The following is a 26,002-nucleotide window of genomic DNA, read 5'->3' as shown; positions in this document are numbered from 1 at the left end:
GCTCAGCTGAACCGCGCCGAACCGCCTCCGAATACCCAGCAGAAAGACACAGCCATGATCCACGTCAAGACCAAGTTCGAACGCCCGGCGGCCGACGTCGTCGAGCGGCTCTCGAAGTTCTCCTCCGCCACCATCCACGAGGCCCAGGGCCGCAAGGGCGCGCTGAACTCGAAGATCAAGCCGATCGACCGCGAAATGTCCTTCTGCGGCCCCGCCGTCACGGTGCGCTGCGCCCCGCAGGACAACCTGATGCTCCAGGTGGCCATCCATTACGCGCAGAGCGGCGACGTGGTGCTGGTGGGCACCGGCGAATACGAGGAAGCCGGCATCTTCGGCGACGTGCTGGGCAACGCCATGAAGGCCAAGGGCATCGCCGCGATGGTCACCGAATCCGGCGTGCGGGACACCGCGGACCTGATCGAACTCGGCCTGCCCGTCTTCTCCGGCAACGTCTGCATCAAGGGCACCGTCAAGGAAACCCTGGGCCCGATCAACCACCCGCTGGTGATCGGCGACGAGATCATCTACCCGGGCGACATCCTGCGCGGTGACGCCGACGGCGTGGTGGTGGTGCGCCGCGAAGAAGCCGAAGAGGTCATCGCCCTGTCCCAGGCCCGCGACGACCACGAGCGCGAGCTGATCAAGCTGTACCGCGACGGCGGCACCACCATGGAGCTGTGCGAACTCACCGACAAGCTGAAGGCCAAGGGCCTGCTGGTCGAGGAATGAGCCTGCTGTTGCATACCGCCGTTTCGCGCTGAGTCCGCCGGAGCGCTGCGGGGTCGCTGGAATGTTCCGGCGACCCCGCAGCGCTCCCGCGACCCTGATGCATGGCCGGCATCAGGCTGCCTTCGAAAGGTCAAGGACGAACACCGCCATCGTCGATAAGCAGCTTCTATGGGCGGGCGTGCGGAGTAAGGCCGGGTCCGTAGTCTTCCAGGAGCCGGTTGCGGATCATTTCGCGGATGATGATCAACACGGCGGAGGCGGACTCGGACAACGGCTCGTGTTCGGCCGTGCACAGCGCGATCTTGCACTGCAGGGCCGGTTCGACGATCCGCAGGACCTGGAAGTCTTCGTAGTGGAACAAGGCGTCCGCAGCCGAACGGGGCAAGATCGTGGAGCCCAGGCCCGAGGCGATCAACCGGCCCAGGACAGGAACGGACTCCACTTCGCCGGCCAGCTTCAGCGGCAGCCCCAAATCCTCCAGGCCCTTGTCCACCACCTGCCGCAGGGTGTGGATCCGCTCCGGCAGGAAGAGCCGCTGGCCGGCCACTTCGGCCAGCGTCACCGTCTCGCCGTCGCCGATTTCCAGGTTGGCGTTCGCTACCAAGTGCAGGTCTTCCACGACCATGGTGGTGAACTGGACGCCACGGATCGGCCCCGGTTCGTAGATCAGGGCCATGTCCAGCTTGCCGTTCTTGATCGCCTCGCTCAGCACGCCGCCAAAGGTTTCCGTCAGATGCAGGACGATGTCCGGGTACCGTTCGCCCACTTCGCGCACGATCTCCGGCGCCAGCTTCGAGACCATGCTGTACGGGGCGATCGCGATTGACACGCGGCCGGCCGGGGCCGCCCCGGAAGCCTCGACGTCGGTCCTCGCCTGCTCCACGAGGCGCAGGATGGTCTGGGCATGGCGGTACAGGGCGTGCCCCGCGGAGGTGGGTTCCACGCCCTGCTTGCTGCGGATGAGCAGCCGCTGCTTGAGTTCCTTTTCCAGCGAGGAGACCTGCTGGCTCAGGGCGGGCTGGGCGACGTGGAGGCTCGCGGCGGCCTTGGTGATGCTTCCTGAATCCACGATCCGCACGAAGTATTCGAGCTTCCGTGTGTCCATCTTGTGTGCCTTTCCGAAGGGTCCCTCGACGGCCCTGCCTCATAGCAAGAGCTTATGCGGTGAAGTAGAACAAGTCTTTGATACCCCGTCCTGGCCATGATCTCCGGGTTCGGCCGCCCTTTCCATAAGGCTTTCTTATGGTGGGACGCCCAATAGGTCTTTGTCGTGAGGGCCGTCACGGTGGAACCCTCGAAGTGTGGGGAAGTGATGCCCGCAACATCCGCGAGGAAAGAGGACACCGTGACTGCCGTGATCGATCTCGTGGCGGATCTGGGAGAAGGATTCGGCACGTACACCCTGGGCGAGGACCAGGATCTCCTGGACATCGTCTCCAGCGCGAACATCGCGTGCGGCTTCCACGCCGGCGATCCGGACATCATGGACCGCACCGTAGCCGAATGCGTCCGCCGCGGAGTCGGCATCGGTGCCCACCCCAGCTTCCCGGACCTGCGCGGCTTTGGCCGGCGCGCCATGGACCTCACCGCGGAGGAAGTCCGCACCGACACCCTCTACCAGCTCGGCGCCCTTTCCGCCTTCTCCACCTACCACGGCACCCGCGTTTCGCACATCGCCCCGCACGGCCGCCTCGGCAACCTTGTCGCCACCCGCGCCGACTACGCCGACGCCGTTGCTGACGCTGCCTTCCGCGCCGACCCCTCCCTGATCGTCCTGGCGCAGGACGGCGAACTGGCCCGTGCCGCCGCGGCGCGCGGCCTCGGCGTCGCGATCGTCGGGATCGCGGATCGCGCCTACCAGGCGGACGGCACCCTCGTTCCGCGCAGCCAGCCCGGCGCGGTGCTGCACGATCCCTCCGTCATCGTCGAACGGACCGTCCGCATGGTCTGCGAAGGCGTCATCGAAACCGTGGCCGGCACCGACGTCGCCATCCAGGCGGACACCGTGCTGCTGCACGGCGACAACCCCGGCGCCGTCGCCCTGGCCCGGCTCATCCGCAAGGAGCTCACCGCCGCCGGCGTCCGCATTGCTCCGCTCGCCGAGGTCCTGGGCGCCCGGTACAACCGGTACAAGGCAGATAGCAGCCTGACATGAGCACCTTCGCCACCCCCGCCGTCGAGATCCACGAGTCCGGCGATTCCGCCGTCCGCGTCGTGGCCGTCTCCACGGACTCCGAACGCAACTGGGAAACCGTGCACCGCCTGGCCGGCTGGCTGGACACCTGCGAGGCCGAAGGCCTCCACGGCGCCGTCCCCACCTACGACTCCGTGCTGGTCGAGTTCGACCCCGCCCTGGTCTCCGCCAAGCAGCTGCGCGCGTTCGTCCAGCTCGGCCTGCGCCAGCTGGACCTCGCCGGCAGCTCCGCCCGCGGGCCACAGGAGTTCGAAGTGCCCGTCGCCTACGGCGGCGACTTCGGCCCGGACCTGGAAAAGGTTGCCGAGCAGCAGGGGATCACGGTGGCCGAGGTCATTGCCCTGCACTCGGCCAAGCGCTACACCATCCGTTGCATGGGCGCTCCGGCAGGTTCGCCCATGATGGACGGCCCCGACTTCCCGTTTCCCGTTCCGCGCCTGAAGGACCCGCGCCTCAGCGTCCCCGCCGGCGCGATCGCCGTCGCCGGACGGCAGGCGGTCATTGCCCCGGCAGTGGCGCCCGGCGGCTGGTGCGTGATCGGCCAGACCCCGCTCACCGTCCTCGACCTTGGCCGGGAACCGCTGGTCCCGTACGTTCCCGGGGACACCCTGCGCTTCCGTCCGATCAGCCACGAGGAATTCGACGGCTACGTCGGCAAGCACCTTGCGGCCCTGCACCCGTCCGCCCTGCACCCGTCCGCGCTGCACCCGTCCGCCCTGCACCCGGAGGTGGCGCTGTGAACGGCCGCATCGTCGTCGAGCAGTCCGGAAACTCCGTGGTCACGGACCTCGGCCGCTTCCGCGGACCGCGCTTCGGCCTGCCGGTCAACGGCGCCCTGGACCAGTTCTCGGCCCGCGCCGCGAACATCCTTGCCGGCAACCCGGACAACGCCCCGCTGCTGGAAGTGACCGCGTTGGACTTCCGGATGCGCGCAGACCAGGACATCCTGATTGCCGTCACCGGTGCGCCCCTGACCCTCACGGTCGGCGGCCGCGAACAGCCCCAATGGGAACCTGTTTCGGTCTGCGCCGGGGAGGCCGTGGCGATCCGCGGCATCCACACGGGACTGCGCTCCTACCTTGCTATCCATGGCTCGGTGGACGCGCCGCTGCTGATGGGCAGCTGCGCCCCGGACACCGTGATCGGCTTCGGCCTGAAACTGGGCGAAGGAACCGTCCTCGGGATCCGGCGTAGCGTTGCACCGCTCCGGCAGCCCTACTTCGACATCCCGTTGTTCCGCCTGGGCTTTGAGCGTCCTGCCATGGGCTCGGAACTCGTGGTGGATGTCACCGACGGCCCGGATGTGGCCGAATTCGGTGACACTGCCAGCCTGCTGTTCGCCTCCGGTTACACGGTGAGTGGGCACAGCAACCACATCGGACTCCGGCTCGGCGGCCAGCTGCCGGAACGGATGTCCAACGCGGAGGTCCTCTCCCGCGGTGTCCCGGTGGGCGCCGTCGAAGTCCCCAACAGGGAGGAACTCCTGGTCCTGCACCGGGGACGCGGCGTCACCGCCGGGTACCCGGTCCTGGCTGTCGCCACCAGCCTTGGACTCGATGTCCTGGCACAGGCCCGGCCCGGGGATGTTGTCCGCTTCCGGAAGACCACCGTCGCCGAGGCGACCCTGGCCTACCGGGCCGCCATGCGGCGGCTCGAATCCCTCCGAACAACCGTCAACACCGTTTTCAAACTCCTCGGCGTCGGAGACGAACCCGGCTGGCGGGAACTGCCACCGGCCATCGCCATCTGAAAACCCTCGCCACCGTCATGGGGCCTTGTTAAGCTCCAAAGATCAAGGGAAAACATATGTCAACAAGCACCAACGCTGCGTCAACGCAGCCCGAGCGGCTCACCGGCCGGCAGACCCGCAAGGTCGTCACCGCCGGCTGCGTCGGCATCTTCGTGGAACTCTACGACAACGGCATCTTCGCCTTCATGGCGGGAACCCTTGCCCTGGTGTTCCTCGCCCCAGGCAATCCGGACAACGCCCTGCTGTTCGTGTTCGCCGGCTACGCCGTGTCCTTCTTCGTGCGGCCCCTGGGCGCCGTCGTTTGTGGTTACCTCGGTGACCGGATCGGCAGGCAAAAGCTCCTGGTCTTCGTGATCATGCTGATCAGCGTGGCTACGGCGGGCATCGGCCTGCTGCCGCCGTACGCAGCTATCGGCATCGCGGCACCGATCTTGCTGGTCCTGCTGCGCATGCTCCAAGGCTTCTCCGTAGGCGGCGAGGCCGCCGGCGCCATGACCTTCCTGGCCGAGCACGCCCCTGAAGGCAAGCGCGGCGTCATCACCTCCTACGCCCAGATCGCTTCCTTCGCTGCCCTGCTGACCGGCACGCTCGTGGCCTACTCCATGTCTCCGTGGCTCACCCAGGCAGCGATCGACGGCGGCGGCTTCGGCTCCTTCGCCTGGCGTGTTCCGTTCCTGGTCGCCATCCCCATGGGCATCATCGGCTTCTACATCCGCAAGGCCATCGCCGACACCCCGAACTTCGTGAAGCTCAAAGAAGAGGGCGGCCTGTCCAAGAACCCCTTGAAGGAAGCCTTCAAGTCCGCCGAACACCGCCGCGCCATGCTGCTGGCCCTGTTCATCCCGCTGATGAATGGCTCGGGCTACTACGTCCTGTTCTCCTATATGCCCACCTTCCTCAAGGGCAAGCAGCTGAACTTCAGCATCGGCGAAGCCCTCATCGTCACCGCTTGCAGCCTGGTGGTCATCTGCATCGCCATTCCGTTCATGGGCGCCCTCTCGGACCGCGTGGGCCGCAAGAAAGTCATCGCCGGTGCAGCGATCGCCATGGCAATCGTCGGCATCCCGGCCTACGCGCTGATCGCCACCGGCAACATGGGGCTCGCCATCCTCGGCGCTTCCCTCATGGCAGTCGTCTTCGCCGGCCACACCGCCGTCATCCACATCCTGATCGTGGAACTGTTCCCCACCCGCGTCCGCTACTCGGCCTACGGCCTGGGCTACAACATCTCCTCCGCGCTCTTCGGCGGAACGGCCCCGCTACTCATGACCTGGTTGATTTCCAGCACGGGCAACATCTACATGCCGGCCTTCTACGCCGTCATCACCGCCCTGGGCACCCTCGCCGCGGTCAGCACGGTCAAGGACCGCGCCCACGAGCCGCTGCGCGACGCCTGATCCCTTTCCATCCGGTGCCGTCCTCCCCTCCGGGAGGCCCGGCGTCGCCAAGCAAGACATCCGGAGTAACCATGTCCTTCTCTGACTACACCACCGCAGTGGTGACCGGCGCGTCCACCGGCATGGGCGCCGCCATCGCCGAGCGCCTCGCCAAGCACGGGCTGACGGTGCACGCCTTCGCCCGCAACGAAGACCGGCTCAAGGAGCTGGCCGACCGCACCGGGGCGATCCCGCACGCGGTGGACCTGACGGACACGGCCGCCGTCGCCGCGGAACTGGAAAGCCTGGAAGTGGATGTACTGGTGAACTGCGCCGGGGTCTCCCGCCCCGGGAACATCCTGGATTCGTCCGAGTCGGATATCGACGAACTGATTGACGTGAACCTCCGCGGCCTCCTCCAACTGACCCGGTTGGTGCTTCCGGGCATGGTGGAGCGGGACCTCGGCCACATCGTCAACATCAGCTCGATCGCCGGCACTTACAACTTCTACGGCCACACGGTCTACCACGCCACCAAGGCAGCCGTGCACCAGATCTCGCGGCAGCTCCGCAACGACACCGTGGGCAAGCGCATCCGGGTCACGGAAATCTGCCCCGGCCGGGTGGAAACCGAGATCTTCGGCCGGAACATGGGCGGCACCCCGGAAGCCATGGAAGAGGCGTGGAAGACGTACTACGAAGGCTACGAGTCGCTCACCACGGGGGACATCGTGGACGCCCTCGACTACGCCGTGGACACCCCCCGGCACGTGAACGTGGGGATGCTGGAGATCATGCCCACCTTCCAGGTTCCGGGCGGCCTGGTGTTCGACCGGCGCGACTAAGCCGCCGGGCCGCACCGCCCCTAAGCTGCCCGGACCTGCGGTCCGGGCCTACAGATTCCGGTGGAAAACGCACTCCCTCGACCGGAAATACAAGCCGCCGGCCACACCCCGTTCCGTGGCCGGCGGCACCCGTTTGATGGCGGCTCCTAATGCGCGACGGCGGCGCCCGTCGTTCCCGACCCCGAACCGCCCGGCTCCCGCCAGTCCCCTGGAGTACGCTGGCCCCATGCGGACAATCCTGCGCCGGAGCCTCGGGCTGCGCCCTGTGCACGGGCTGCGCCGAGGGTTCGCGTCGCAGGCTGCGCACCGCCTGCGTGCTGTGCGCAGCCTGCGACGCGGCCCGGGCAAAATAGCCGATTTCGACCGGGACGTGCTCCGCCGGATTTCCCGCTGGCCGCACGGGAACCACGACGCCTTCTTCCGCAATCTCTCCGCCGCCGCCACCAAGGGCAAACTCTGGTTCGCCGTCGCCGGCGCCCTAGCCGCCGTTCCCGGCAAACCGCGCCGCGCCGCCGTGCACGGCCTCCTTGCCCTCGGTGTGGCGTCCGCCGTCACCAACCTCGGCTTCAAGGCGCTCCTGCCGCGCACCCGCCCCCTGCCCGAACACCTCCCGGTCTTCCGCTTCGTGCACCCGCAGCCCACCAGCTCCTCGATGCCTTCGGGCCATTCGGCGTCCGCCGTGGCCTTCACCCTGGGCGTCTCCTTCGTGCAGCCGGCCCTCGGCGCGCTGCTCGCCCCCGTGGCCGCCGGGGTGGCCTATTCCCGTGTCCACACCGGGGCGCACTGGCCCTCCGACGTGGTCTTCGGCTCGGCGATCGGCGCCGGGGCGGCGTTGCTCACCCGTCGCTGGTGGCCGGCGCGGGAAGCACAGCCGGCGGTCCGGCGCACCCCCGAGGCCCTTGCGAAGATCGACGACGGCGCCGGGCTGGCGATCGTTGTCAACGCCAAGGGCGGTTCCTACACCCCGGAGACCGGGAACCTCCTGCAGGAGGCCTTCCCGCAGGCGCACATCCGCGAGGCCGGCGACGACGAGGACATCAATGCGGTCATCGAGGAAACCGCCGCACGGCCCGGGACCAAGGCCCTCGGGGTGTGGGGCGGCGATGGTACGGTCGGCACCGCGGCGGCTGCCGCCGTCGGGCACGGACTGCCGCTGCTGGTGCTGCCCGGCGGGACGCTGAACCACTTTGCCCGCGACGTGGGCATCTCCACCCTCGCGGATGCCGTGGCTGCCGCGGAGACCGGGAGCGGGATCCGCGCGGACACGGCCAGGGTTGCGGCCGGTCGCGGCCAGGACGGGACGGACGAAATCCGCGAGTTCGCGATGCTGAACACCGCCAGCATCGGGGTCTATCCGAACCTCGTGCGCCGGCGCGAACGGCTCCAGGGCGCCCTCGGCAAGCCGCTGGCCGGCCTGATCGCGGGGCTGCGCACCTTCGCGGCGGCCTCACCCACCACCTTGCTGATCGACGGCGTCCGGCACCGGATCTGGATCCTCTACCTGGGCCGCGGCCGCTACTACCCGCGGGACCTGGCGCCGCTGGCCCGCCCGGTGATGGACGACGGTGTCCTGGACATCCGCATGGTCACGGCGGATGAGCGCTTTGCCCGGCTCCGGCTGCTCTGGGGCGTGCTCACCGGAACCGCCGGCAGTTCCAAGGTCACGCATTTGCGTGAGGCTTCCCGGATCACCGTCGAAGCGCTGGGCGCGCCGCTGGTGCTGGCGGTCGACGGCGAGCCCCTCCCCGGGGTGCGCAGCGCGGAGTTCAGCGTCCGGCCCGGGCACCTGCGGGTGTACTCGCCGGGCCAGCTCGCCGAAGGTGGGGATCATCCATGAGGACTACCCTGATCCGACCCTGAATCATCCCTGGGGCAGGCGATTCCCGGAGCGCATGTGGCTAGCGTTGTTAATACCGTCAACAACACTCGGCTTCAGCGAAAGGGAAGGGACACTTCCATGATCGGGGCACTTCATGATTGAGGCACACGGGCTGCGAAAGGTCTACGGGCACAAGACCGCCGTGGACGGCATCAGCTTCACCGTCCAGCCGGGAAAGGTCACGGGCTTCCTAGGCCCGAACGGCGCCGGAAAATCCACCACGATGCGCATGATCATGGGCCTGGACCGGCCCACCGCCGGCAGCGTCACCGTGAACGGCCGGCCATACGCCAAACACAAGGCTCCCCTGCACGAGGTCGGTGCGCTGCTCGATGCCAAGGCCGTGCACACCAGCCGGAGCGCCTACAACCATCTGCGCGCCATGGCCGCGACGCACGGCATCCCCAAGCAGCGCATCGATGAGGTCATCGACATGACCGGCCTCAGCGCAGTTGCCAGGAAGAAGGCCGGCGGCTTTTCCCTGGGAATGGGCCAGCGCCTCGGTATCGCCAACGCCCTCCTGGGCGACCCGCAGACCCTCATCCTCGACGAGCCGGTCAACGGCCTTGATCCGGAAGGCGTCCAGTGGGTCCGCAATCTGGCCCGCTACCTCGCGGGGCAGGGCAAGACGGTCTTCATTTCCAGCCACCTGATGTCCGAGATGGCGCAGACCGCAGACCACCTGATCGTCATCGGCCGGGGCAGGATCATCGCGGACACCACGGTCGATTCCCTGATTGAAAGCCAGACGCGCAAGCGCACCCTGGTCCGCACCTCCGAGGCCTCGCGCCTGGGCCAACTCCTTGCCGGAGACGGCGTCCGCGTGGAGCAGAACGCCACGGAGACCCTCGAAGTCTCAGGCCTGGAACCCCGCAGGATCGCCGAGCTGGCCCTCGACAACCGGGTCCTCGTCTATGAGCTCACGCCGCTGACGTCCTCGCTCGAAGAGGCCTACTTCCAGCTCACCAAGGACGAGGTGGAATACCACTCGCACCTTGAATCCGGTCCCGGCCAGGCCGCCGACCCCGGAACCGTCCCCGCCCCCACCCTGGAAGGATCCCCGCGATGAGCTCCGCCGCCCTCCCCACCCGGGCACACGCTTCGTCCGCCGTAAACCACGGCGTCAACTTTCTGCGGGTCCTCAACTCGGAGTTCATCAAGTTCCGCACCCTCATGAGCACCAAGCTGCTGGTCATTGCCACGCTGGTGGCGATTGTCGGCGTCGGAGTGCTGTCCGCGCTGGTCCGCTGGAGCGTGGTGCGCCAGCTTACGGAGGGGCTGGGCCCCGGGGGGCAGAAACTGACGGCGCAGCAGGCCGTGCAATCCTTCCCGCCCGGCCAGGGCTTCGACCTGTACAACCTGCCGAACGCGGGCCTCAACATCGGCATCCTGGTCCTGGGCTCCCTGGCCGTGCTGTTCATCGCTTCCGAATTCGCCACCGGGATGATCCGTTCCACCATGAACGCCGCTCCGGACCGGCTGTCCACCTTCGTGGCCAAGGCCGTGGTGCTGGTCCTCGTGTCCTACATCCTGTCCGTGCTGGGCGGGGCGCTCAGTTTCCTGTTCTCGGCGCCGATGTTCACCGGCATGGGGCTGACGCTGGACTGGGGGACCGACGGCGTGTTGTACAGCCTGCTGACCGGCGGGCTTTACGTCGCCGGGGTGGCGCTGATCGGGCTGTCCCTGGGCACCCTGCTGAAGAACTCCGCGGGCGGAATCACCATCCTCGTCAGCATCATGTTCGTGCTGCCGTTCGCGGGCTCGTTCCTGGCCTTCGCGCCCGGGGAGTTCTGGAAGTACGTTCCCCAGTACCTGCCCAGCGAGGCGGCGGGACGGTTCCTTTCGATCGGCCACGCCGACGGCATCCTGGACCCCTGGCAGGGCGGCCTCATCTTCCTCGGCTACGTAGTGCTTTTCCTGGTTCCGGCGCTGGTGGTCCTCAAGAAGCGGGACGTCTGATCCTGCCGGCAACAGCTTGGCCGGCCGCCAGGCCGAATAGGCTCGTTCCATGAGCGAAGAACCGCAGGCGTTGGCGCCGGCCCCGGTGGACCCCGCAGTCCCCCCGGGGCCGGCAGTCCCCTTGGGTGAGGCGTCCTTCGCCGAAATCACGGCCCGGCGCCGCGGCAGGGTGCGCAGGTACTTCTATGAGCACCCGCGCGTGATGGATGCCGTGGTGGTGCTCTGCTACCTGCTGCTTGCGCTGTCCACCCTGATCAGCAGCGTCGTGGACGGCAAATGGCCGGCCGGGCTGCTGCTCCTGGCCACCGCCGGGGCGCTGTGCCTGCGCCGGGTTTTCCCGCTGACGGTGACGGCCGCCGTCGCGCTGCTGGAACTCGGGGTGACCCTGCTGCACCCGTGGGGCACCAATGTCTCCGCAGGACTCTGGTTCGCGCTGTATGCGGTGGCGGTGGTGCGGCCGCGGCGCTCCGCCCTCACGGTCTTCGCCGCCGCGAGCCTGCCGCTCACGCTGCTGTACCTGTTCATGTGGACCAGCCCCGGCGGGCCCGGCGGGACAGCGGATGCGGAGCTGCCGGAGAACTACCACCTCATCAGCAACATCACCGCGGCCATCAGCATCCTGCTGTCCAACCTGATCGCCACGGGCATCGGCATCTCGGTGCGCCAGCGCCGCGAGCACGAAGCCGAGATCCGCGCCTGGGCCGCGCAGACCGCCCGCCTGGGCTCCGTCACGGAGCGGAACCGCATCGCCCGGGAGATGCACGACGTCGTCGCGCACTCGCTCACGGTGATGATCAGCCTGTCGGACGGCGCCGCCGTCGTGGTCCGGAAGGATCCCGACCGCGCCGCGGAGGTGCTCGGCGAGCTTTCGCGCACCGGCCGCACGGCGCTGGCGGACATGCGCCGCGTGCTCGGGGTGCTGCGCGACGACTCCGGCCGCCCCGCGCCGCTCGCACCCACCGCCTCGGGGGACCTCGCCACCTTGCTGGAGGGTTTCCGCACCGCCGGGCTGCCGCTGCATTTCACGCACACCGGACCGGCCCTGCCGGACGATCCCGCCTTCCGGCTCACTGTCTTCCGGATCGTGCAGGAGTCGCTCACCAATGTGCTGCGGTACGGGCGTGCGCTGGGCCGGGTTGACGTGCTCGTTCTGCGGGACGGGGACCGGGTCACCATTGATGTGCTCGACGACGGCCGGGACGTCCGGGAAGATGTCGCCGGGGCGGGTGGCCACGGAGTGCGCGGTTCCGGAATCGGGACCGGGCAGGGCATCAACGGAATGCGGGAGCGGGCCCGGATCTACGCGGGAACCGTGGACGCCGGCCCCGCGCCGAACGGCGGCTGGCGCGTCCACGCGGAATTGAACTGGAACGGCGACAAGGGGAAGCCATGAGCGGAGACGGAACGATCAAGGTGCTGCTGGCGGACGACCAGCCGCTGCTGCGCATGGGCTTCCGGCTCATCCTCGAGGGCGAGCCCGACCTGGAGGTGGTGGGTGAGGCCTCGGACGGAAACGAAGCCCTGGCCCAGGCCGCGGCCCTGCATCCGGATGTCATCCTGATGGACGTCCGGATGCCCGGGATGGACGGCATCGAGGCCACCCGCCGGCTCAGCGCCCTTGATTCCGCGGCCCGGGTCATCATCCTCACCACCTTCGACCTCGACGAGTACGCTTTCGCCGGACTGCAGGCGGGCGCTTCGGCGTTCCTGCTCAAGGACGTGGCCCCGGAGGAACTGGTGCACGCGGTGCGGCTGGTGGCCAGCGGCGATGCCGTGGTGGCGCCGCGGGTCACGCAGCGGTTGCTGGAAACCTACGTGCGGGGCGCCCGCCCGCACGGGCAGTCCCCGGCGGGGCACGCTCCGCCGCCGCGGGACCCGCTGCTGGAGGAGCTCACGCCGCGCGAAACCGAGATGCTCCAGGCCATCGCCGAGGGCCTGTCCAACGCGGAGATCGCACACAAGTTCTTCCTCTCCGAGGCCACCGTGAAGACCCACGTGCGCCGCATCCTCACCAAGCTGCACCTGCGGGACCGGGTCCAGGTGGTGGTGTACGCCTACGAAAGCGGGCTGGTGATTCCCAGCAACAATCCGGACTACTGACGCCGCACTCACAGCCCCGGCACAGAAACCGCATGTACACGGCACAGGCCGCCGGGCTTCCATGGAGCCATGACAACTTCCAACGGTCCCCATCCCGACCACGACCGCGGACTCGAGTTCGATCTCTCCACCCTGCTGAGCCGCCGCAACACCCTCGGCGTGTTGTTCGCCGGCGCCGCCACCGCGGCCCTCGCCGCCTGCACCCCCGCCGGAACCGGCAGCGGAACCGCCACGGACAGCGCAAGCGGCGCTACGGCGTCGGGCACCGCAAGCAGCAGCACTGCCACCAGCAGCACGACGGCGGCCGCCTCGCCGTCCGCTTCCGCATCCTCGACCGTCACCCGCGCCTTTGCCGAAGGCGTGGAGATCCCGCAGGAAACCGCCGGTCCCTACCCGGGCGACGGCTCCAACGGACCCAATGTGCTGGAAGCCTCCGGGGTGGTCCGCCAGGACATCACCTCCAGCTTCGGCACCTCCAGCACCAAGGTCGACGGCGTCCCGCTGACCGTCACCCTGACCCTGCTGGACAACGCGAACGGCTGCGTCCCGCTTTCCGGCGCCGCCGTCTACGCCTGGCACTGCGACCGGGACGGAAAGTACTCGCTCTACGATTCCGGGCTGGAAAATGAGAACTACCTGCGCGGCGTCCAGGAGGCCGACGCCAACGGCCAGCTGAGCTTCACCACCATCTTCCCCGGCGCCTACAACGGCCGCTGGCCGCACATCCATTTCGAAGTCTTCGAGTCCCTGAGCAATGCCACCAGCGCGGGCCGGCTCCTGGCGGTCTCGCAGATCGCGCTCACGGACGCGGCCTGCCGCGATGTCTACGCCACCGCCGGCTACGAAACGAGCGCCGAGAACTTCCCCAACACCACCCTGAAATCGGACAACGTCTTCGGCGACGACGGCGGCGTCTACCAGCTGGCGACAATGACCGGCTCGGCGTCGGCGGGCTACACGGCGGCACTGAATGTGACCATCTAGACTCGGAGCCATGCCTGCCACCGCACATGAGCACATCCAGGACCTCGGCGCGTACGTCACCGCGTCGCCGTCGAGCTTTCACGCTGTCCACGAAGCAGCCCGCCGGCTCGACGCCGCAGGGTTCGCCAAGCTGGACGAGGCACAGGCCTGGCCGGTCTCGGCGAAGGGCGGCGGCTCGTTCTACGTGGTCCGCGACGGCGCCCTCATCGCCTGGGTGGTTCCCGGCGGCGCCGGACCGGCCACGCCCTTCAACATCCTCGGCACCCACACGGATTCGCCGTCCTTCAAGCTCAAGCCCAAGCCCACCACCGGCAAGTTCGGCTGGCTGCAGGCAGGCGTCGAGGTCTATGGCGGCCCGCTGCTGAACTCCTGGCTGGACCGCGAACTCCGCCTCGCCGGCCGGCTGGTGATGCTCGACGGCACCGAACACCTCACCGCCACCGGCCCGCTGCTGCGCTTCCCGCAGCTGGCCATCCACCTGGACCGCGCCGTCAACGAAGGCCTGACCCTGGGCAAGCAGCAGCACATGAACCCGGTGTTCGGCCTGGGGGACCCTGGCTCGGAGGACTTACTGGGGCTGCTCGCCGCTTCTGTTTCTCCGGCGGATGACGACGGCGGCGCGCCGGCGGAGGTGGATCCTGCCCTGATCGGCGGTTACGACATCGTGGTCGCCGATACCCAGGCCCCGGCGGTGTTCGGCGCCAAGGGCGAGTTCTTCGCCTCGGGACGCCTGGACAACCTCTCCTCCACACACGCGGGCCTGGCGGCACTGATCGCCCATGCGTCCGCGGGCGCGCCGACCGGCGGCCCGATCGCGGTCCTGGCCGCCTTCGACCACGAGGAAATCGGCTCCGCGTCCCGCTCCGGTGCGTGCGGGCCGATCCTGGAAGACATCCTGACCCGGATCTCGGACGGCCTGGGCGCCTCGGTGAGTGAACGGCGGCAGGCTTTCGCGTCGTCGTTCTGCGTCTCCGCGGATGCCGGCCACGCCGTGCACCCCAACTACCCGGAACGGCACGACCCCGCCAACCGTCCTGTCCTCAACGGCGGGCCGCTGCTGAAGATCAACGCCAACCAGCGCTACGCCACGGACGCCCCGGGCGCCGCGTTCTGGGCACGGCTCTGCGGAGAGGCCGGGGTGCCGTACCAGGAATTCGTCTCCAACAACGACGTCCCCTGCGGCTCCACCATCGGCCCCCTGACGGCGACCCGGCTGGGCATCCGGACGGTCGACGTCGGCATTGCGCTGCTGTCCATGCACTCGGCCCGCGAGCTGTGCGGCACCGAGGACCCGCACTCGCTGGCAGCCGTCGCGAAGCTGTTCTTCCGGACGGCTGCCTAAACCCTTACCCCGCCAGGCCGATCACCAAGTTGATGGTCGCGGCCAGGATCACGGTGCCGAAAAGATAGGACAGCAGGCTGTGCTTCAGGGCTTCGGCGCGGATGCGGTGGTTCTCAAGGTTCGTGTCCGACACCTGGTAGGTCATGCCCAGGCTCGTGGCGAGGTACGCGAAGTCCGTGTACCGCGGGGGCTCCTTCTGGTTGAAGTTGATGCCACCCTCCTCCCCGCCCGCGTCCTCACCGGTTTCGTAGTACAGCTCGGCATAGCGCAGGGTGAACAGGGTCTGGACCAACGTCCAGGACAGCGCGACACTCACCAGCGCCAGCGCTCCCGCGGCGAGCCGGCCACCCAGCCCGCCGCCGTCGTCCTGGTGTGATCCGACGACGACGGCGGCCACCGCTACGAGGCTCAGCAGGTTGGCGCCGAGGATGAGCACGTCCGTCGTGCCGCGGGAGGGGTCTTCTTCCGTCGCGTGCCTCTTGGTGGAGTCCGGATCCATGCGCCCGATAACGAGCCACACCCATGTGACAAACACCAGGGCTGCCGTGGCCCAGCCGACAGTAGGTGCCGCCACCCAGTGCCCCCCGATGCCGGTAGCCAGGGCGGCGGCAGCACCCGCGGCGAACATGACGGCGATGCGCAGCCGGTTGCGCCGGGCACGCTCAGTGGCGGCCATCGGATCCGCCTTCCCCGTCACGCTTCCTTTCGGCCTGCAGGATGCCGTCGCGGACCCCGGAACGGACCACGAAGTACAGGGCGTACAGGAAGATGGCGGCGGAGAGTACGGGAATCACGATGGCGTTCAGCGGTGCGGCGTCCATAGGGCCACCCTAGCCGTGCCGGGATCAGCCGACCGGCCTTTCGCTGGACACGCGCGGAGTGTCCGAATCGGCAGCTGCGGGGTTCCCGTGCTACGGTCTTTGTCGCTGCTACGGAGAAAAACGAAACACGGCTTCTCCGGATCACCTTGCGCGGGTGGCGGAATGGCAGACGCGCTAGCTTGAGGTGCTAGTCCTCGAAAGGGGGTGGGGGTTCAAGTCCCCCTCCGCGCACAACAGGTACACCCCGGTCCACGGACCGGGGTGTTCTTTTTGCCTAGCCGCCGGCGCGCGGCGCGAACATGATGACGGCGATGCCGAGCAGGCGGTTGTCCACATAGCCGGAACCGCAGCTTCCGCCCCGCGAACACGCCGAATAGCCTTGGGTGTAGGAGATGGACTAAGATATTGAAGTCTGTGCTGCGCCCTGTCCCCGAAATTTCCGGTGGCGGAGCCTTGCACGGCATCGCAAATGAACCTCCTGTTACGGAAATACCGTAACCGCTTAGCCCAAAGGAGGTGGGTTCACATATGCGTCCTTACGAATTGATGGTAATCATCGACCCCGAGGTCGAAGAGCGTACCGTTGAGCCGTCGCTTCAGAAGTTCCTGAATGTCATCACCACCGATGGTGGAACCATCGAGAAGGTTGACATCTGGGGCCGTCGTCGCCTGGCTTACGACATCAAGAAGAAGTCTGAAGGTATCTACGCCGTGGTGAACTTCACCGCTGAGCCGGCTACCGCCAAGGAACTTGACCGCCAGCTGTCTCTGAACGAGACCATCATGCGCACCAAGATCATCCGCCCCGAAGACCAGAAGGTTGTTGCTGAGTAATTCAGCTCCGGACTTTCCAATCTTTACCCCGTAGGAACGAACAAGGAGGCAGTAGATGGCAGGCGAAACCACTATTACGGTCATCGGTAATCTCACCAATGACCCGGAGCTGCGGTTCACCCCGTCTGGCTCGGCAGTAGCGAACTTCACCATCGCTTCTACTCCCCGGACCTTCGACCGCCAGTCCAACGAGTGGAAGGACGGGGAAACCCTGTTCCTCCGCGCGTCGGTGTGGCGTGAAGCAGCCGAGAACGTGGCAGAGTCCCTCACCAAGGGCATGCGCGTCATCGTTTCCGGCCGTTTGAAGAGCCGCTCCTACGAAACCAAGGAAGGCGAGAAGCGCACCGTCATCGAGCTTGAGGTCGACGAAATCGGCCCCAGCCTTCGGTACGCCAATGCCAAAGTCAACCGTACCCAGCGCTCCGGCGGTGGCGGGTTTGGCGGCGGAAACGGCAACCAGGGCGGCTTCGGCGGCGGCGGTGGCTTCGGGGGCGGTTCTGGTGGAAACCAGGGCGGCAACCCCGGTGGAGGATGGGGCGGCAACCAGTCCGCGCCGCAGGATGACCCGTGGGCTACCCCCGGCGTCAGCAATGCAGGCGGCTGGGGCAACGGCCCGGACTCCGAACCTCCCTTCTAAACAAACATTCACGTCCGACGCCGGAACCCGCCCGGGTGCCGCAAGGCACCCAAGGTGGCAGACGCCGTCGGACACCCACCATCCCGTGGATCAATATCCACGGGCTCCATAGAAAAGGAGCTCCACGATGGCTAAGGCTGAACTCCGTAAGCCCAAACCAAAGTCCAACCCCTTGAAGGCCGCTGACATCACCGTCATCGACTACAAGGACGTAGCACTGCTGCGCAAGTTCATCTCCGACCGCGGAAAGATCCGCGCTCGTCGCGTCACCGGCGTTACCGTTCAGGAACAGCGCAAGATCGCCCAGGCAATCAAGAACGCCCGCGAAGTTGCACTGCTGCCCTACTCCGGCGCTGGCCGCGGCTAAGGAAGGGATTAACTAACATGGCAAAGCTCATTCTGACCCACGAAGTTACCGGTCTCGGTGCTGCTGGCGATGTTGTCGAGGTCAAGAACGGTTACGCACGTAACTACCTCCTGCCCCGCGGCTTCGCTCTGACCTGGACCCGTGGTGGCGAGAAGCAGGTTGAGTCCATCAAGGCTGCACGTGCTGCCCGCGCCCACGCTTCTGTTGAAGCTGCACAGGCACAGGCCGCTGCGCTGTCCGCCAAGAAGGTTCAGCTCGTAGTGAAGGCCGGCGAGTCCGGTCGTCTCTTCGGCACCGTCAAGCCGGCCGACGTCGCAGCTGCTGTTGAGGCTGCTGGTCTCGGCTCCATCGACAAGCGCAACGTTGAACTGCCGAACCACATCAAGTCTGTTGGTTCGTACCAGGCCAACGTCCGCCTGCACGAGGACGTTTCCGCTGTCATCGACCTCGAGGTCGTTGCCAGCAAGTAGCGCAAGTAGTCATTGACTGCACGAAAGACCCCCGCTCCCGGATTCCGGAGGCGGGGGTCTTTTGCTTTAGCTCGAGGGCGAAGCGATCGGTCAGACGCCCCAGTGAGCGAGGATTGCTTCGCAGAAGTCGTCGTTCGTGCCCGTCGAACCGAAGATCAGCTCGTCGCTGATCACCTCGCCGGACGCAGTGTCGATGGTGAAGAGGGTGCGGATCTGGCCATCGCCCTTGGCGAGGAGCTTACCGTCGCTTCCCACAAGCCGGTCTCCTCCGGTGAACAGCGCGGTGATGCTGAGCGTCCCGTCGCCGTTGTCGACGATCTTGAGGTCCTTGGCGAGCGTGTTCGGCTGGATGTCGGTCACGGTCATCCCGTTGTAGGTGAATGTCTGGACGATACTGACCTCCTCGTGGAACCACAGCGGGCCATCGTTGCCGCGCATCTTGACGGAGCCGGAACCAGTCTGGTCATAGGTGAATGAGGGCTGCAGCCCCGAGCCGCAAAAGTCGTCGACGACGCCGCTGGTCGAGAAATCGAGGCTGTAGCGTTCGATGACCTCCGCGCTGGCGGGGGCGGCCCCCGCGATGGCGAGACCGCCGATGAGGACCGCGGTGACGAGTGGGTTGAGGTTACTGGGCATGGTGATGACTTTCGACGGCGCGGATTCTGCGCACGGATACAGAAAGTGTCACTGCCGGCACATGGCGGTTCGCGAAGCACCGGTTGCGACGACGCCCCAGCCTGCGACTGATGTTACTCCCAGGATCCGCCCCGCGGTACGCCCCGCGACAGGACGGCGGAAGTCCGTCAGCGCGCCCGCGCTTTTCGAGCGCGAACGAGCAGATGATGCCCCTGGATCCGCGAAAACGGGGCCTTATCTGTACGTTCGCGCAGAGTGCTTAGCTGGGAAGGGCCGTCGGGAATACTTCAACGGATCCCGTCGTTTGGTGGTATAGATGCAAATGCATGTAGTCTGAAAACGAACCACCGAGCATCAGGAGAACACCATGGAGACCCGCCGCATTACCGTCCTATCCGCCGGACTCGGCGTCCCGTCGTCGAGCCGCCTGCTCGCCGACCAGCTCGCCGCCTCGGCGAAGCGACAGCTCGGCGAGGCAGGCTACGACGCCCGGGTCGAGGTCATCGAGCTGCGGGAGCTCGCCGTGGACATCGCGAACAACTTCGTCACCGGCTACGCGGGCCCGCGCCTCACGGAGGTGATTTCCGGCGTCGAGCAGTCCGACGGGATCATCGCGGTCAGCCCCGTGTTCAGCGCCTCCTACAGCGGCCTGTTCAAGTCCTTCATCGACGTCCTGGACCCCAAGTCCCTGGACGGCAAGGCCGTCCTGATGGGCGCCGCCGGCGGCACGGACCGCCACCAGATGGTGCTGGACCACGCCATGCGGCCGCTCTTCAGCTACCTGCGGACCCGGATGACCCAGACCTCCGTCTTCGCCGGCCCCCAGGACTGGGGGAACAACGACGGCGGCGGCTCGCCCTTGTCTGCCCGCGTGGACCGGGCGGCCGGGGAACTGGTGCAACTGCTGAGCGGCGAACAACCGCACCGCAAGGCCGATTCGATGGAGTCCCTGCCGTTCGAGCAGCTCCTCGCCGGAATCACCGGCGGCCGCTAGCCCGCGCCACCCGTCACCCACCAGGCCACCGGCCGCTGGACGGACCGAACTTTTTACCGGCCCGGGTCGTTGAGCCGAACATGAAGTGTCCTGTGGATTCAAATGACCTGGTGATGAGCGACCGGAACGGCGTGGAGATCGACTACTGCCCGCAGTGCAGGGGCGTCTGGCTGGACCGGGGTGAGCTCGACAAGATCATCGACCGGGCGGCGGGCCAGTACGGCGGGCAGTCCGCACCCGCCGCACCCCAGGCTCCGCCTGCGCCCGCCCCTCCGCCGCTTTACGACCGCGGCTACCTTGAGCAGCCCGGTTACGGAAACGTCCAGGATCCACGCTACAACCGGGAGAAGCCGCGCTACGAGGACCGCAACTACGGCAAGCAGGGCTACGACCGCGACTACGACCGGCGGCATAAGAAGAAGGAAAGCTGGCTGGGGGACCTCTTCGACTTCTAGTCCTCCAGCAGGGCGATGAATTCGCGCGCCTGCGCGAGGGAAATGTCGGAGTGGCGCACCAGCGCAAGGGCGGCGGCCTCTACGTCGCCGCTCTTGGCGAGCGTGCGGATCCGCCCGTAGATGTCGTCATTGAGCATGTTGCTGCTGACCTCGCGGATCACGTCGCCCTTGCTGGCGATGGCCCGGTAGCGGTACGGGAAACGCTCGGGTTCCTCTTCTTCCGGGAGCAGGTCAGCGGGCGGCGGTTCAGGCTGCCGGAACGGCTGAGGGTGTGCCGCGAGGGCTGCCACTGCGTCGCGGGAGGCGCGCAGGCCCTCTCCCGTGCTGCTGAGGTACAGCTTGATGGCGGCCATGGCCTGCCCCTGGGCGATGAGCGAATACAGCCGGCGGTGCTGCTCCTCGCTTAGCTTCGCGGCGGATTCGCGGGCCAGTTCCACGGCGTCCACAGGCGCGCTGGCGGCGTCATGTGCCGCACGGTACTCCGTCGCACGGCGGCTCAAGCTGCGGTTCAGCAGCAGGACGGCGATGACCACGGCAACCAGGATCAGGGCCGGGACGATCAGGGATTCCATGTATCAGAGCCGATCTATGTAGTTCTTTGCGGAAAGCAAGTCCGTGCGGGTGTACTCCCGTAGAAGTTTAATGGCCTGGATCTTCTGCCCGTTGCGGGCCATGGTCTGCAATTGCCGTACGAATTCCGGATTCAGCTGGCCGTTTGGAAGCACCGCCTGGAGGCGCCTCCCCGACGCCGGTGCTCCCGCCGCCGCCTGGTGTCCGGCCGGCGGACGCGCTGCTGCGTCCTGCAGTGGCTGGTGGCTTTCGGATTGCTGGCGGGCCTGTTGCTCGTTCTGGCTCGGCAGCGTTGACGCGTTGATCCGGGCACGGGCGGCCAGGGCGGCGCGGGCCTGCTCGGCCTGGTGGGCAGCGGAACGCTCGGCGAGTTCACGCTGATAGCGCTCGGCGTCAGAGATGCCGAAGTCCCTGGGTTTGAGGGCATGGTTCACTGCCCAGATCACCGTTACGAGGATGGCCGCAGGCATTGCGACAATCAGCGCATCCCCCAAGGTGAAGTCCATGTTTAGAGCTTATGCCAGTTGCCAGTTATCCACAGCACATTCCCATCTGGGCATGTTTTTTGAGAGAACACTGTCGAATTTTCGGGGAATTTGTGGGCCACATCACATGCGGGGCATATTTTGGCGCCGGGCGCGGTCTCGAGTGGCTCGTCCATGCGCTCCGCGGCATTGAGGCTGTGGATGGGGAAAGCCGGAAAATACTTTTGTTGCACAGCCTGTTCGAAGAGTTTTCCCAGTTCAGGGGCGTGTTTTGGGAGAAACTATTTTGCTTTCCACAGGATGATGCACAGACTGTGCACAAGCAGCGCCACGTTATCCACGGGTTATCCACAGGCCCGGCTTGGTTCCCCGAAAGAGCGGGGATAACGTGGCTGGGTACCCCTTTCTGGTACGTGGATTGCCCTGTTTTCGCCGCCGCGGGAGCTTTGTGCACAGGTCCTTTCCGGGCCTTGTGGATTTCCTTGTGGATAACCCGTGGATTGCTGGGGAAATCCTGATCTGCCGGCTCCGGATGGTGCCGGCGGAAGATTGTCGGTGCCCTCGGCGAGGATTGGGCAACGGCAGATACCAGGCAGCCGGCAGCCCCTTGGGGTGCGCCAGGCCGTCCTGAAGCACCCGGCGGTACACATGGAGGACGGCTTTGTCAGTTACGCACCTGGATTCTATTGAGGGCGGCCGCTCATCCGAGCTGGGCCGGACTCCCCCGCAGGACATCGCGGCAGAGCAATCGGTCCTCGGCGGCATGATGCTGTCCAAGGATGCCATCGCGGACGTCGTGGAGATCGTCCGCGGCCACGACTTCTACCGTCCCGCCCACGAGACCATCTACGAATCGATCATCGATCTCTATGGCCGCGGCGAGCCGGCCGACGCCGTCACGGTCTCCGATGAACTGACCAAGCGCGGCGAGATCAACAAGATCGGCGGCCCCGCCTACCTGCACGAGCTCATCCAGACGGTCCCCACCGCGGCCAACGCCGGCTATTACGCGGAGATCGTGGCAGAACGGGCCGTGCTGCGCCGCCTCGTGAATGCCGGAACCAAGATCGTCCAGATGGGCTACGGCCAGGACGGCGAAGTCGAGGACCTGGTCAACCAGGCCCAGGCCGAGGTCTATGCCGTGGCCGAGCGCCGCACTGCCGAGGACTATGTCGCCCTGAAGGACGTCATGGAATCGACGGTGGACGAAATTGAGGCTTCCGGGCACCGTGGCGAGGGCATGACCGGCGTTCCCACAGGCTTCTATGAGCTCGATGAGCTGACCCACGGCCTGCATCCCGGCCAGATGATCGTCATCGCGGCCCGGCCCGCCGTCGGTAAGTCCACCTTCGCGCTGGACTTCGCCCGCTCGGCGGCCATCAAGCACAACCTCGCCACCGTGATGTTCTCCCTGGAAATGGGCCGGAACGAAATCGCCATGCGCCTGCTGTCGGCAGAGGCCACCATCAGCCTCCAGGACCTCCGCAAGGGCACCATCAAGGACGAGCAATGGTCCAAGATCGCCACCACCATGGGCCGGATGAACGACGCCCCGCTGTTCATCGATGACAGCCCCAACATGTCCCTGATGGAGATTCGTGCCAAATGCCGGCGCCTGAAGCAGCAGCACGACCTCAAGCTCGTGGTCCTGGACTACCTGCAGCTCATGAGCTCCGGCAAGCGCGTCGAATCCCGCCAGCAGGAAGTGTCCGAGTTCTCGCGTGCGCTCAAGCTGCTCGCCAAAGAACTCCAGGTGCCCGTCATTGCCCTGTCCCAGCTGAACCGTGGCTCCGAACAGCGCCAGGACAAGCGCCCCATGGTCTCGGACCTTCGTGAATCCGGCTCCATCGAGCAGGACGCCGACATGGTCATCCTGCTGCACCGCGAAGACGTCTACGACAAGGAGTCCCCGCGCGCCGGCGAGGCGGACATCCTGGTTGCCAAGCACCGTAACGGCCCCACCAAGGACATCGTGGTCGCCTTCCAGGGCCACTATTCGCGCTTCGCCAACATGGCCGGCGACACGGGCGGCGGCGGCTTCTAGCGCCGCCCAGGCGCCCCGGCCGGATCCCGGAACCGCTTGGGCGCCCTCGTCCTGCAGCAGATGGTCGGGGTCCTGCAGCAGATGCTCGGGGTCCTACAGCAGATGCTGGGGGTCCTGCAGCAGATGGTCGGGCAGGCGGTTGCCCGGTGCGCCACCCCGGATTTCCAGCAGGTCCCGGGCATGCGTGTGTAGCCGCTTGTCCTCTTCGCTGACCGGCACCCATTGGGGTACCGGCACCGAGGTTCCGCTGTCGTCGCGGGCCACCATCACCGTCAGGCAGTAGGTGGTGAGCCGCATTTCCCGGCTCTTCGGGCTGCCGGAACGCACGTGGACGGCGACATGCATGCCCTTGTTGCCGGTGTACACCAGGCGCGCCTCCACTTCCACCACATCGCCGATCATCAGCGGCCGGTAGAAGCGCACGCCGCCGGAGAATACGGCAACCGTATCCCTGCCGCAATACCGCGAGGCGCAGACGTAAGCGGCCTCGTCGATCCATTTCATGACGATGCCGCCGTGCACCTTGCCGCCCCAGTTCACATCGGTGGGGGCGGCCATGAAGCGCAGCACCACGCGCTCGGCCGTACCGGCGTCGGTATATTCCTGGGCGTTCATCGCTTCGACGATCTGCTCGCGCACGGCGATCCGCGCCAGCGCGCTGTCCCGCTGTTCGATTTCGGCCGGCGTCGAGGGCGTGAACTGGGGGACCGGGACCGGCTTGCCGTCCGGACCGACTGCCACGAAAATCACCAGGCACTGGCTGCGCATGGTGGCAGGGCCACCCTTGGGGTCAGCGGCGGAGGTGACAGTGCGGATGTGCATCGAGGAGCGGCCCGTGTAGACGATGGTCGCCTCCACTTCCACCATGTCGCCGCTGTTCACGGGATCGCTGAAGTGGATGTTGCCGACGTATGCCGTCACGCAGTAGGACTTCGCCCAGCCGACGGCGGCCGCATACGCCGCTTTGTCCACCCACTCGAGGACCGTGCCGGCGTCCACCGAACCGCTGTGCCCGACGTCGGTGGGGGCGGCCAGGAAGCGAAGGGTGACGGAGTGCGGTGCGGGCTCGCTCATGAGGCGAGTTTAGCCACGGGTCCGACGGCGGTGCCTTGTGTGACGGCGCCCGTCACCTTCGGGCCGGGACGGCAAAAGGCAGCCGGGGGCCGCGCCAATTTCACTACTACTAATGAGAGTCATTATTGTTAAGCGCATGATCACTCACCCCTCGTCCAAACGTCCTGCCCGCCGCGTTCTTGCGGTGCCATCCATCGCCCTTTCGGCCGTCCTGCTCGCCGGCTGTGGCGCCGCCGTTTCGCCGGGAGCGGCTACCCCGGGGGCCGCCTCGCAGCCGCCCGGGAGTGACGCTTCCCCCGGCGCGGCGAAGGAGGCCCAGGGACCCACGCCGCGCCTCGTTCTCACCCATGACGGCGGCATCACGGTACTCGATGCCAAGACCCTCAAGCCCGTGGGCGGAGCGGACCTTGGCGGCTTCAACCGCCTGAACCCGGCCGGCGACGGCCGCCATGTACTGGTCTCCACCGGGGACGCCTTCCGCGTGTTCGACGCCGGCTCCTGGAGCGAGCCGCACGGCGACCATAGCCATCATTACGCCGGCGAACCGCGCCTGACGGAACGCTCCTTCGAGGCAAGCAAGGCCGGCCACGTGGTGCGCCATGCCGGGAGGACAGTGCTGTTCAGCGACGGCTCGGGAAAGGTTGAAAGCTTCAATCCCGCGGGGCTCGCGAAGGCCCTCGCAAGCGGCCTGCCCGAGACCGATGTCTACACGGCATCGGAAGCCCATCACGGCGTCGCGGTTCCGCTAGAGGGCGGCGGCCTGCTGGTGACCCTGGGCACGGAGGAGGGCCGCTCCGGCGCCGTCGTCCTTGGCCCCGGCAAGGGGCAGGACCGCAAGGAAATTGCCCGGAACGAAAACTGCCCCGGTGTCCACGGCGAGGCAGTCGCCGCGCACGGCACCGTTGTACTCGGCTGCGAAAACGGCATGCTGATCTACAAGGGCGGCAGGTTCACCAAGGTGGCCAGCCCGGACAAGTACGGGCGCATGGGCAACCAGGCCGGATCCGAAAACTCCCCGGTGATCCTGGGTGACTACAAGGTGGACAAGGATGCTGAGCTGGAGCGGCCCACCCGGATCTCCCTAGTCAACACCGACACCGCCAAGCTGCGGCTCGTGGACCTCGGGACCAGTTATTCCTTCCGTTCCCTCGGCCGCGGCCCGTCCGGCGAGGCGCTGGTCCTCGGAACCGACGGCGGCCTGCGCGTAATCGATCCCGCCAGCGGCAAGGTCGTTTCCACCATCAAGGTGACGGCTCCCTGGACTGAGTCGACCACCTGGCAGGACCCACGGCCCACCCTCTTCGTACAGGGCTCGACTGCGTACGTCACCGAGCCGGCGGCTCGCAAGATCCACGCCGTGGACCTGGAAAGCCGCAAGGTGCTCAAGAGCGGCGTGCTGGATGTCGTGCCGAACGAGCTGACCGGCGTCGAGGGCTGAGTCCGGAAGCCTCAAACAG

Annotated in this window: 28 protein-coding genes and 1 tRNA gene; 22 read left to right on the top strand and 7 right to left on the bottom strand. The window is 67.0% G+C overall.

Features of this window, described 5'->3' with window-relative positions; all coding sequences use genetic code 11:
- The first annotated feature begins 54 nt into the window (after positions 1 to 54).
- Entirely contained in the window at positions 55 to 729 is a 675-nt protein-coding gene (locus ACN9M4_RS20045; RefSeq protein WP_426301057.1) for a 4-carboxy-4-hydroxy-2-oxoadipate aldolase/oxaloacetate decarboxylase, read from the top strand.
- Between the two features lie 166 nt (positions 730 to 895).
- Here the strand turns inward: ACN9M4_RS20045 and nac are convergent, their stop codons facing one another.
- Positions 896 to 1,834 (bottom strand): nitrogen assimilation transcriptional regulator NAC, encoded by a 939-nt coding sequence (nac, locus tag ACN9M4_RS20040; RefSeq protein WP_426301056.1) that lies wholly within the window; start codon positions 1,832 to 1,834, stop codon positions 896 to 898.
- 240 nt (positions 1,835 to 2,074) lie between these two features.
- Here nac and ACN9M4_RS20035 point away from each other — a divergent pair, with 240 nt between their 5' ends.
- The 12 genes from ACN9M4_RS20035 (at position 2,075) to ACN9M4_RS19980 (ending at position 15,158) form a co-directional block, all read left to right on the top strand.
- The gene (locus ACN9M4_RS20035; protein WP_426301054.1) at positions 2,075 to 2,884 is read left to right on the top strand and encodes a LamB/YcsF family protein; all 810 of its coding nucleotides are present in this window, start codon (positions 2,075 to 2,077) and stop codon (positions 2,882 to 2,884) included.
- Positions 2,881 to 3,663, top strand: a complete 783-nt coding sequence (locus ACN9M4_RS20030; protein WP_426301052.1) for a 5-oxoprolinase subunit B family protein — start codon at positions 2,881 to 2,883, stop codon at positions 3,661 to 3,663. Before ACN9M4_RS20035 ends, ACN9M4_RS20030 begins: the two co-directional genes overlap by 4 nt.
- Positions 3,660 to 4,673 (top strand): biotin-dependent carboxyltransferase family protein, encoded by a 1,014-nt coding sequence (locus ACN9M4_RS20025; RefSeq protein ID WP_426301050.1) that lies wholly within the window; start codon positions 3,660 to 3,662, stop codon positions 4,671 to 4,673. Before ACN9M4_RS20030 ends, ACN9M4_RS20025 begins: the two co-directional genes overlap by 4 nt.
- Positions 4,674 to 4,729: 56 nt before the next feature.
- A complete protein-coding gene (locus ACN9M4_RS20020; protein ID WP_426301048.1) occupies positions 4,730 to 6,070 on the top strand; it encodes an MFS transporter in 1,341 nt (446 codons plus the stop codon).
- 71 nt (positions 6,071 to 6,141) lie between these two features.
- Complete coding sequence (locus ACN9M4_RS20015) at positions 6,142 to 6,894, top strand: SDR family oxidoreductase (protein ID WP_426301046.1); 753 nt, start codon at positions 6,142 to 6,144, stop codon at positions 6,892 to 6,894.
- Positions 6,895 to 7,120: 226 nt separating this feature from the next.
- Complete coding sequence (locus ACN9M4_RS20010) at positions 7,121 to 8,731, top strand: bifunctional phosphatase PAP2/diacylglycerol kinase family protein (RefSeq protein ID WP_426301044.1); 1,611 nt, start codon at positions 7,121 to 7,123, stop codon at positions 8,729 to 8,731.
- A gap of 136 nt (positions 8,732 to 8,867) precedes the next feature.
- The gene (locus ACN9M4_RS20005) at positions 8,868 to 9,842 is read left to right on the top strand and encodes an ABC transporter ATP-binding protein (protein WP_426301042.1); all 975 of its coding nucleotides are present in this window, start codon (positions 8,868 to 8,870) and stop codon (positions 9,840 to 9,842) included.
- Positions 9,839 to 10,732 (top strand): ABC transporter permease, encoded by an 894-nt coding sequence (locus tag ACN9M4_RS20000; protein WP_426301040.1) that lies wholly within the window; start codon positions 9,839 to 9,841, stop codon positions 10,730 to 10,732. The genes ACN9M4_RS20005 and ACN9M4_RS20000 overlap by 4 nt, the downstream gene beginning before the upstream one ends.
- A gap of 49 nt (positions 10,733 to 10,781) precedes the next feature.
- The gene (locus ACN9M4_RS19995; protein ID WP_426301038.1) at positions 10,782 to 12,125 is read left to right on the top strand and encodes a sensor histidine kinase; all 1,344 of its coding nucleotides are present in this window, start codon (positions 10,782 to 10,784) and stop codon (positions 12,123 to 12,125) included.
- On the top strand, positions 12,122 to 12,832 hold the full coding sequence (locus ACN9M4_RS19990; protein WP_426301036.1) for a response regulator: 711 nt from the start codon (positions 12,122 to 12,124) through the stop codon (positions 12,830 to 12,832). The genes ACN9M4_RS19995 and ACN9M4_RS19990 overlap by 4 nt, the downstream gene beginning before the upstream one ends.
- A gap of 69 nt (positions 12,833 to 12,901) precedes the next feature.
- Positions 12,902 to 13,816 (top strand): intradiol ring-cleavage dioxygenase, encoded by a 915-nt coding sequence (locus tag ACN9M4_RS19985; RefSeq protein WP_426301034.1) that lies wholly within the window; start codon positions 12,902 to 12,904, stop codon positions 13,814 to 13,816.
- Positions 13,817 to 13,826: 10 nt separating this feature from the next.
- Positions 13,827 to 15,158, top strand: coding sequence for a M18 family aminopeptidase (locus tag ACN9M4_RS19980; protein WP_426301032.1), 1,332 nt, complete (start codon positions 13,827 to 13,829; stop codon positions 15,156 to 15,158).
- Between the two features lie 4 nt (positions 15,159 to 15,162).
- Here ACN9M4_RS19980 and ACN9M4_RS19975 read toward each other — a convergent pair whose 3' ends face one another.
- Positions 15,163 to 15,834, bottom strand: coding sequence for a DUF1345 domain-containing protein (locus tag ACN9M4_RS19975; protein ID WP_426301030.1), 672 nt, complete (start codon positions 15,832 to 15,834; stop codon positions 15,163 to 15,165).
- Positions 15,821 to 15,979, bottom strand: a complete 159-nt coding sequence (locus ACN9M4_RS19970; RefSeq protein WP_426301028.1) for a hypothetical protein — start codon at positions 15,977 to 15,979, stop codon at positions 15,821 to 15,823. Before ACN9M4_RS19970 ends, ACN9M4_RS19975 begins: the two co-directional genes overlap by 14 nt.
- Positions 15,980 to 16,127: 148 nt before the next feature.
- Between ACN9M4_RS19970 and ACN9M4_RS19965 the strand changes: the two genes are divergently transcribed.
- The 5 genes from ACN9M4_RS19965 (at position 16,128) to rplI (ending at position 18,287) form a co-directional block, all read left to right on the top strand.
- Positions 16,128 to 16,210 (top strand) — tRNA-Leu (locus ACN9M4_RS19965).
- Positions 16,211 to 16,507: 297 nt separating this feature from the next.
- Positions 16,508 to 16,813 (top strand): 30S ribosomal protein S6, encoded by a 306-nt coding sequence (gene rpsF / locus ACN9M4_RS19960; protein WP_021473324.1) that lies wholly within the window; start codon positions 16,508 to 16,510, stop codon positions 16,811 to 16,813.
- Between the two features lie 55 nt (positions 16,814 to 16,868).
- A complete protein-coding gene (locus ACN9M4_RS19955; RefSeq protein ID WP_426301026.1) occupies positions 16,869 to 17,450 on the top strand; it encodes a single-stranded DNA-binding protein in 582 nt (193 codons plus the stop codon).
- Positions 17,451 to 17,577: 127 nt separating this feature from the next.
- On the top strand, positions 17,578 to 17,817 hold the full coding sequence (rpsR, locus tag ACN9M4_RS19950) for a 30S ribosomal protein S18 (protein ID WP_003800144.1): 240 nt from the start codon (positions 17,578 to 17,580) through the stop codon (positions 17,815 to 17,817).
- A gap of 17 nt (positions 17,818 to 17,834) precedes the next feature.
- Positions 17,835 to 18,287 carry a 50S ribosomal protein L9 gene (gene rplI / locus ACN9M4_RS19945; protein ID WP_074591592.1) on the top strand — a complete coding sequence of 151 codons (453 nt, stop codon included), beginning with the start codon at positions 17,835 to 17,837 and terminating at the stop codon, positions 18,285 to 18,287.
- 90 nt (positions 18,288 to 18,377) lie between these two features.
- On the opposite strand, the gene ACN9M4_RS19940 is transcribed toward rplI, so the two are convergent.
- Positions 18,378 to 18,923, bottom strand: a complete 546-nt coding sequence (locus tag ACN9M4_RS19940) for a hypothetical protein (RefSeq protein WP_426301023.1) — start codon at positions 18,921 to 18,923, stop codon at positions 18,378 to 18,380.
- A 367-nt stretch (positions 18,924 to 19,290) separates the two neighbouring features.
- Here ACN9M4_RS19940 and ACN9M4_RS19935 point away from each other — a divergent pair, with 367 nt between their 5' ends.
- Positions 19,291 to 19,917 (top strand): FMN reductase, encoded by a 627-nt coding sequence (locus ACN9M4_RS19935; RefSeq protein ID WP_426301021.1) that lies wholly within the window; start codon positions 19,291 to 19,293, stop codon positions 19,915 to 19,917.
- A gap of 80 nt (positions 19,918 to 19,997) precedes the next feature.
- A complete protein-coding gene (locus ACN9M4_RS19930; RefSeq protein WP_426301019.1) occupies positions 19,998 to 20,372 on the top strand; it encodes a zf-TFIIB domain-containing protein in 375 nt (124 codons plus the stop codon).
- On the opposite strand, the gene ACN9M4_RS19925 is transcribed toward ACN9M4_RS19930, so the two are convergent.
- Complete coding sequence (locus tag ACN9M4_RS19925) at positions 20,369 to 20,944, bottom strand: hypothetical protein (RefSeq protein WP_426301017.1); 576 nt, start codon at positions 20,942 to 20,944, stop codon at positions 20,369 to 20,371. The genes ACN9M4_RS19930 and ACN9M4_RS19925 overlap by 4 nt on opposite strands.
- A 3-nt stretch (positions 20,945 to 20,947) precedes the next feature.
- Positions 20,948 to 21,448 carry a hypothetical protein gene (locus tag ACN9M4_RS19920; RefSeq protein ID WP_426301015.1) on the bottom strand — a complete coding sequence of 167 codons (501 nt, stop codon included), beginning with the start codon at positions 21,446 to 21,448 and terminating at the stop codon, positions 20,948 to 20,950.
- A 640-nt stretch (positions 21,449 to 22,088) separates the two neighbouring features.
- On the opposite strand from ACN9M4_RS19920, the gene dnaB reads away from it, so the two are divergent.
- Entirely contained in the window at positions 22,089 to 23,471 is a 1,383-nt protein-coding gene (gene dnaB / locus ACN9M4_RS19915) for a replicative DNA helicase (RefSeq protein ID WP_426301013.1), read from the top strand.
- Positions 23,472 to 23,564: 93 nt separating this feature from the next.
- On the opposite strand, the gene ACN9M4_RS19910 is transcribed toward dnaB, so the two are convergent.
- A complete protein-coding gene (locus tag ACN9M4_RS19910) occupies positions 23,565 to 24,545 on the bottom strand; it encodes an acyl-CoA thioesterase (RefSeq protein WP_426301011.1) in 981 nt (326 codons plus the stop codon).
- Between the two features lie 136 nt (positions 24,546 to 24,681).
- Here ACN9M4_RS19910 and aztD point away from each other — a divergent pair, with 136 nt between their 5' ends.
- Positions 24,682 to 25,983: a zinc metallochaperone AztD gene (aztD, locus tag ACN9M4_RS19905; protein ID WP_426301009.1), complete on the top strand. Its 1,302-nt coding sequence runs from the start codon at positions 24,682 to 24,684 to the stop codon at positions 25,981 to 25,983.
- The last annotated feature ends 19 nt before the right edge of the window (positions 25,984 to 26,002 follow it).

This window comes from Arthrobacter sp. R-11 (assembly GCF_049913155.1).
Taxonomy (GTDB): Bacteria; Actinomycetota; Actinomycetes; order Actinomycetales; family Micrococcaceae; genus Arthrobacter.
Note: the sequence above shows the minus strand (reverse complement) of the source record. Positions and strands in the feature narration are given on the sequence as shown.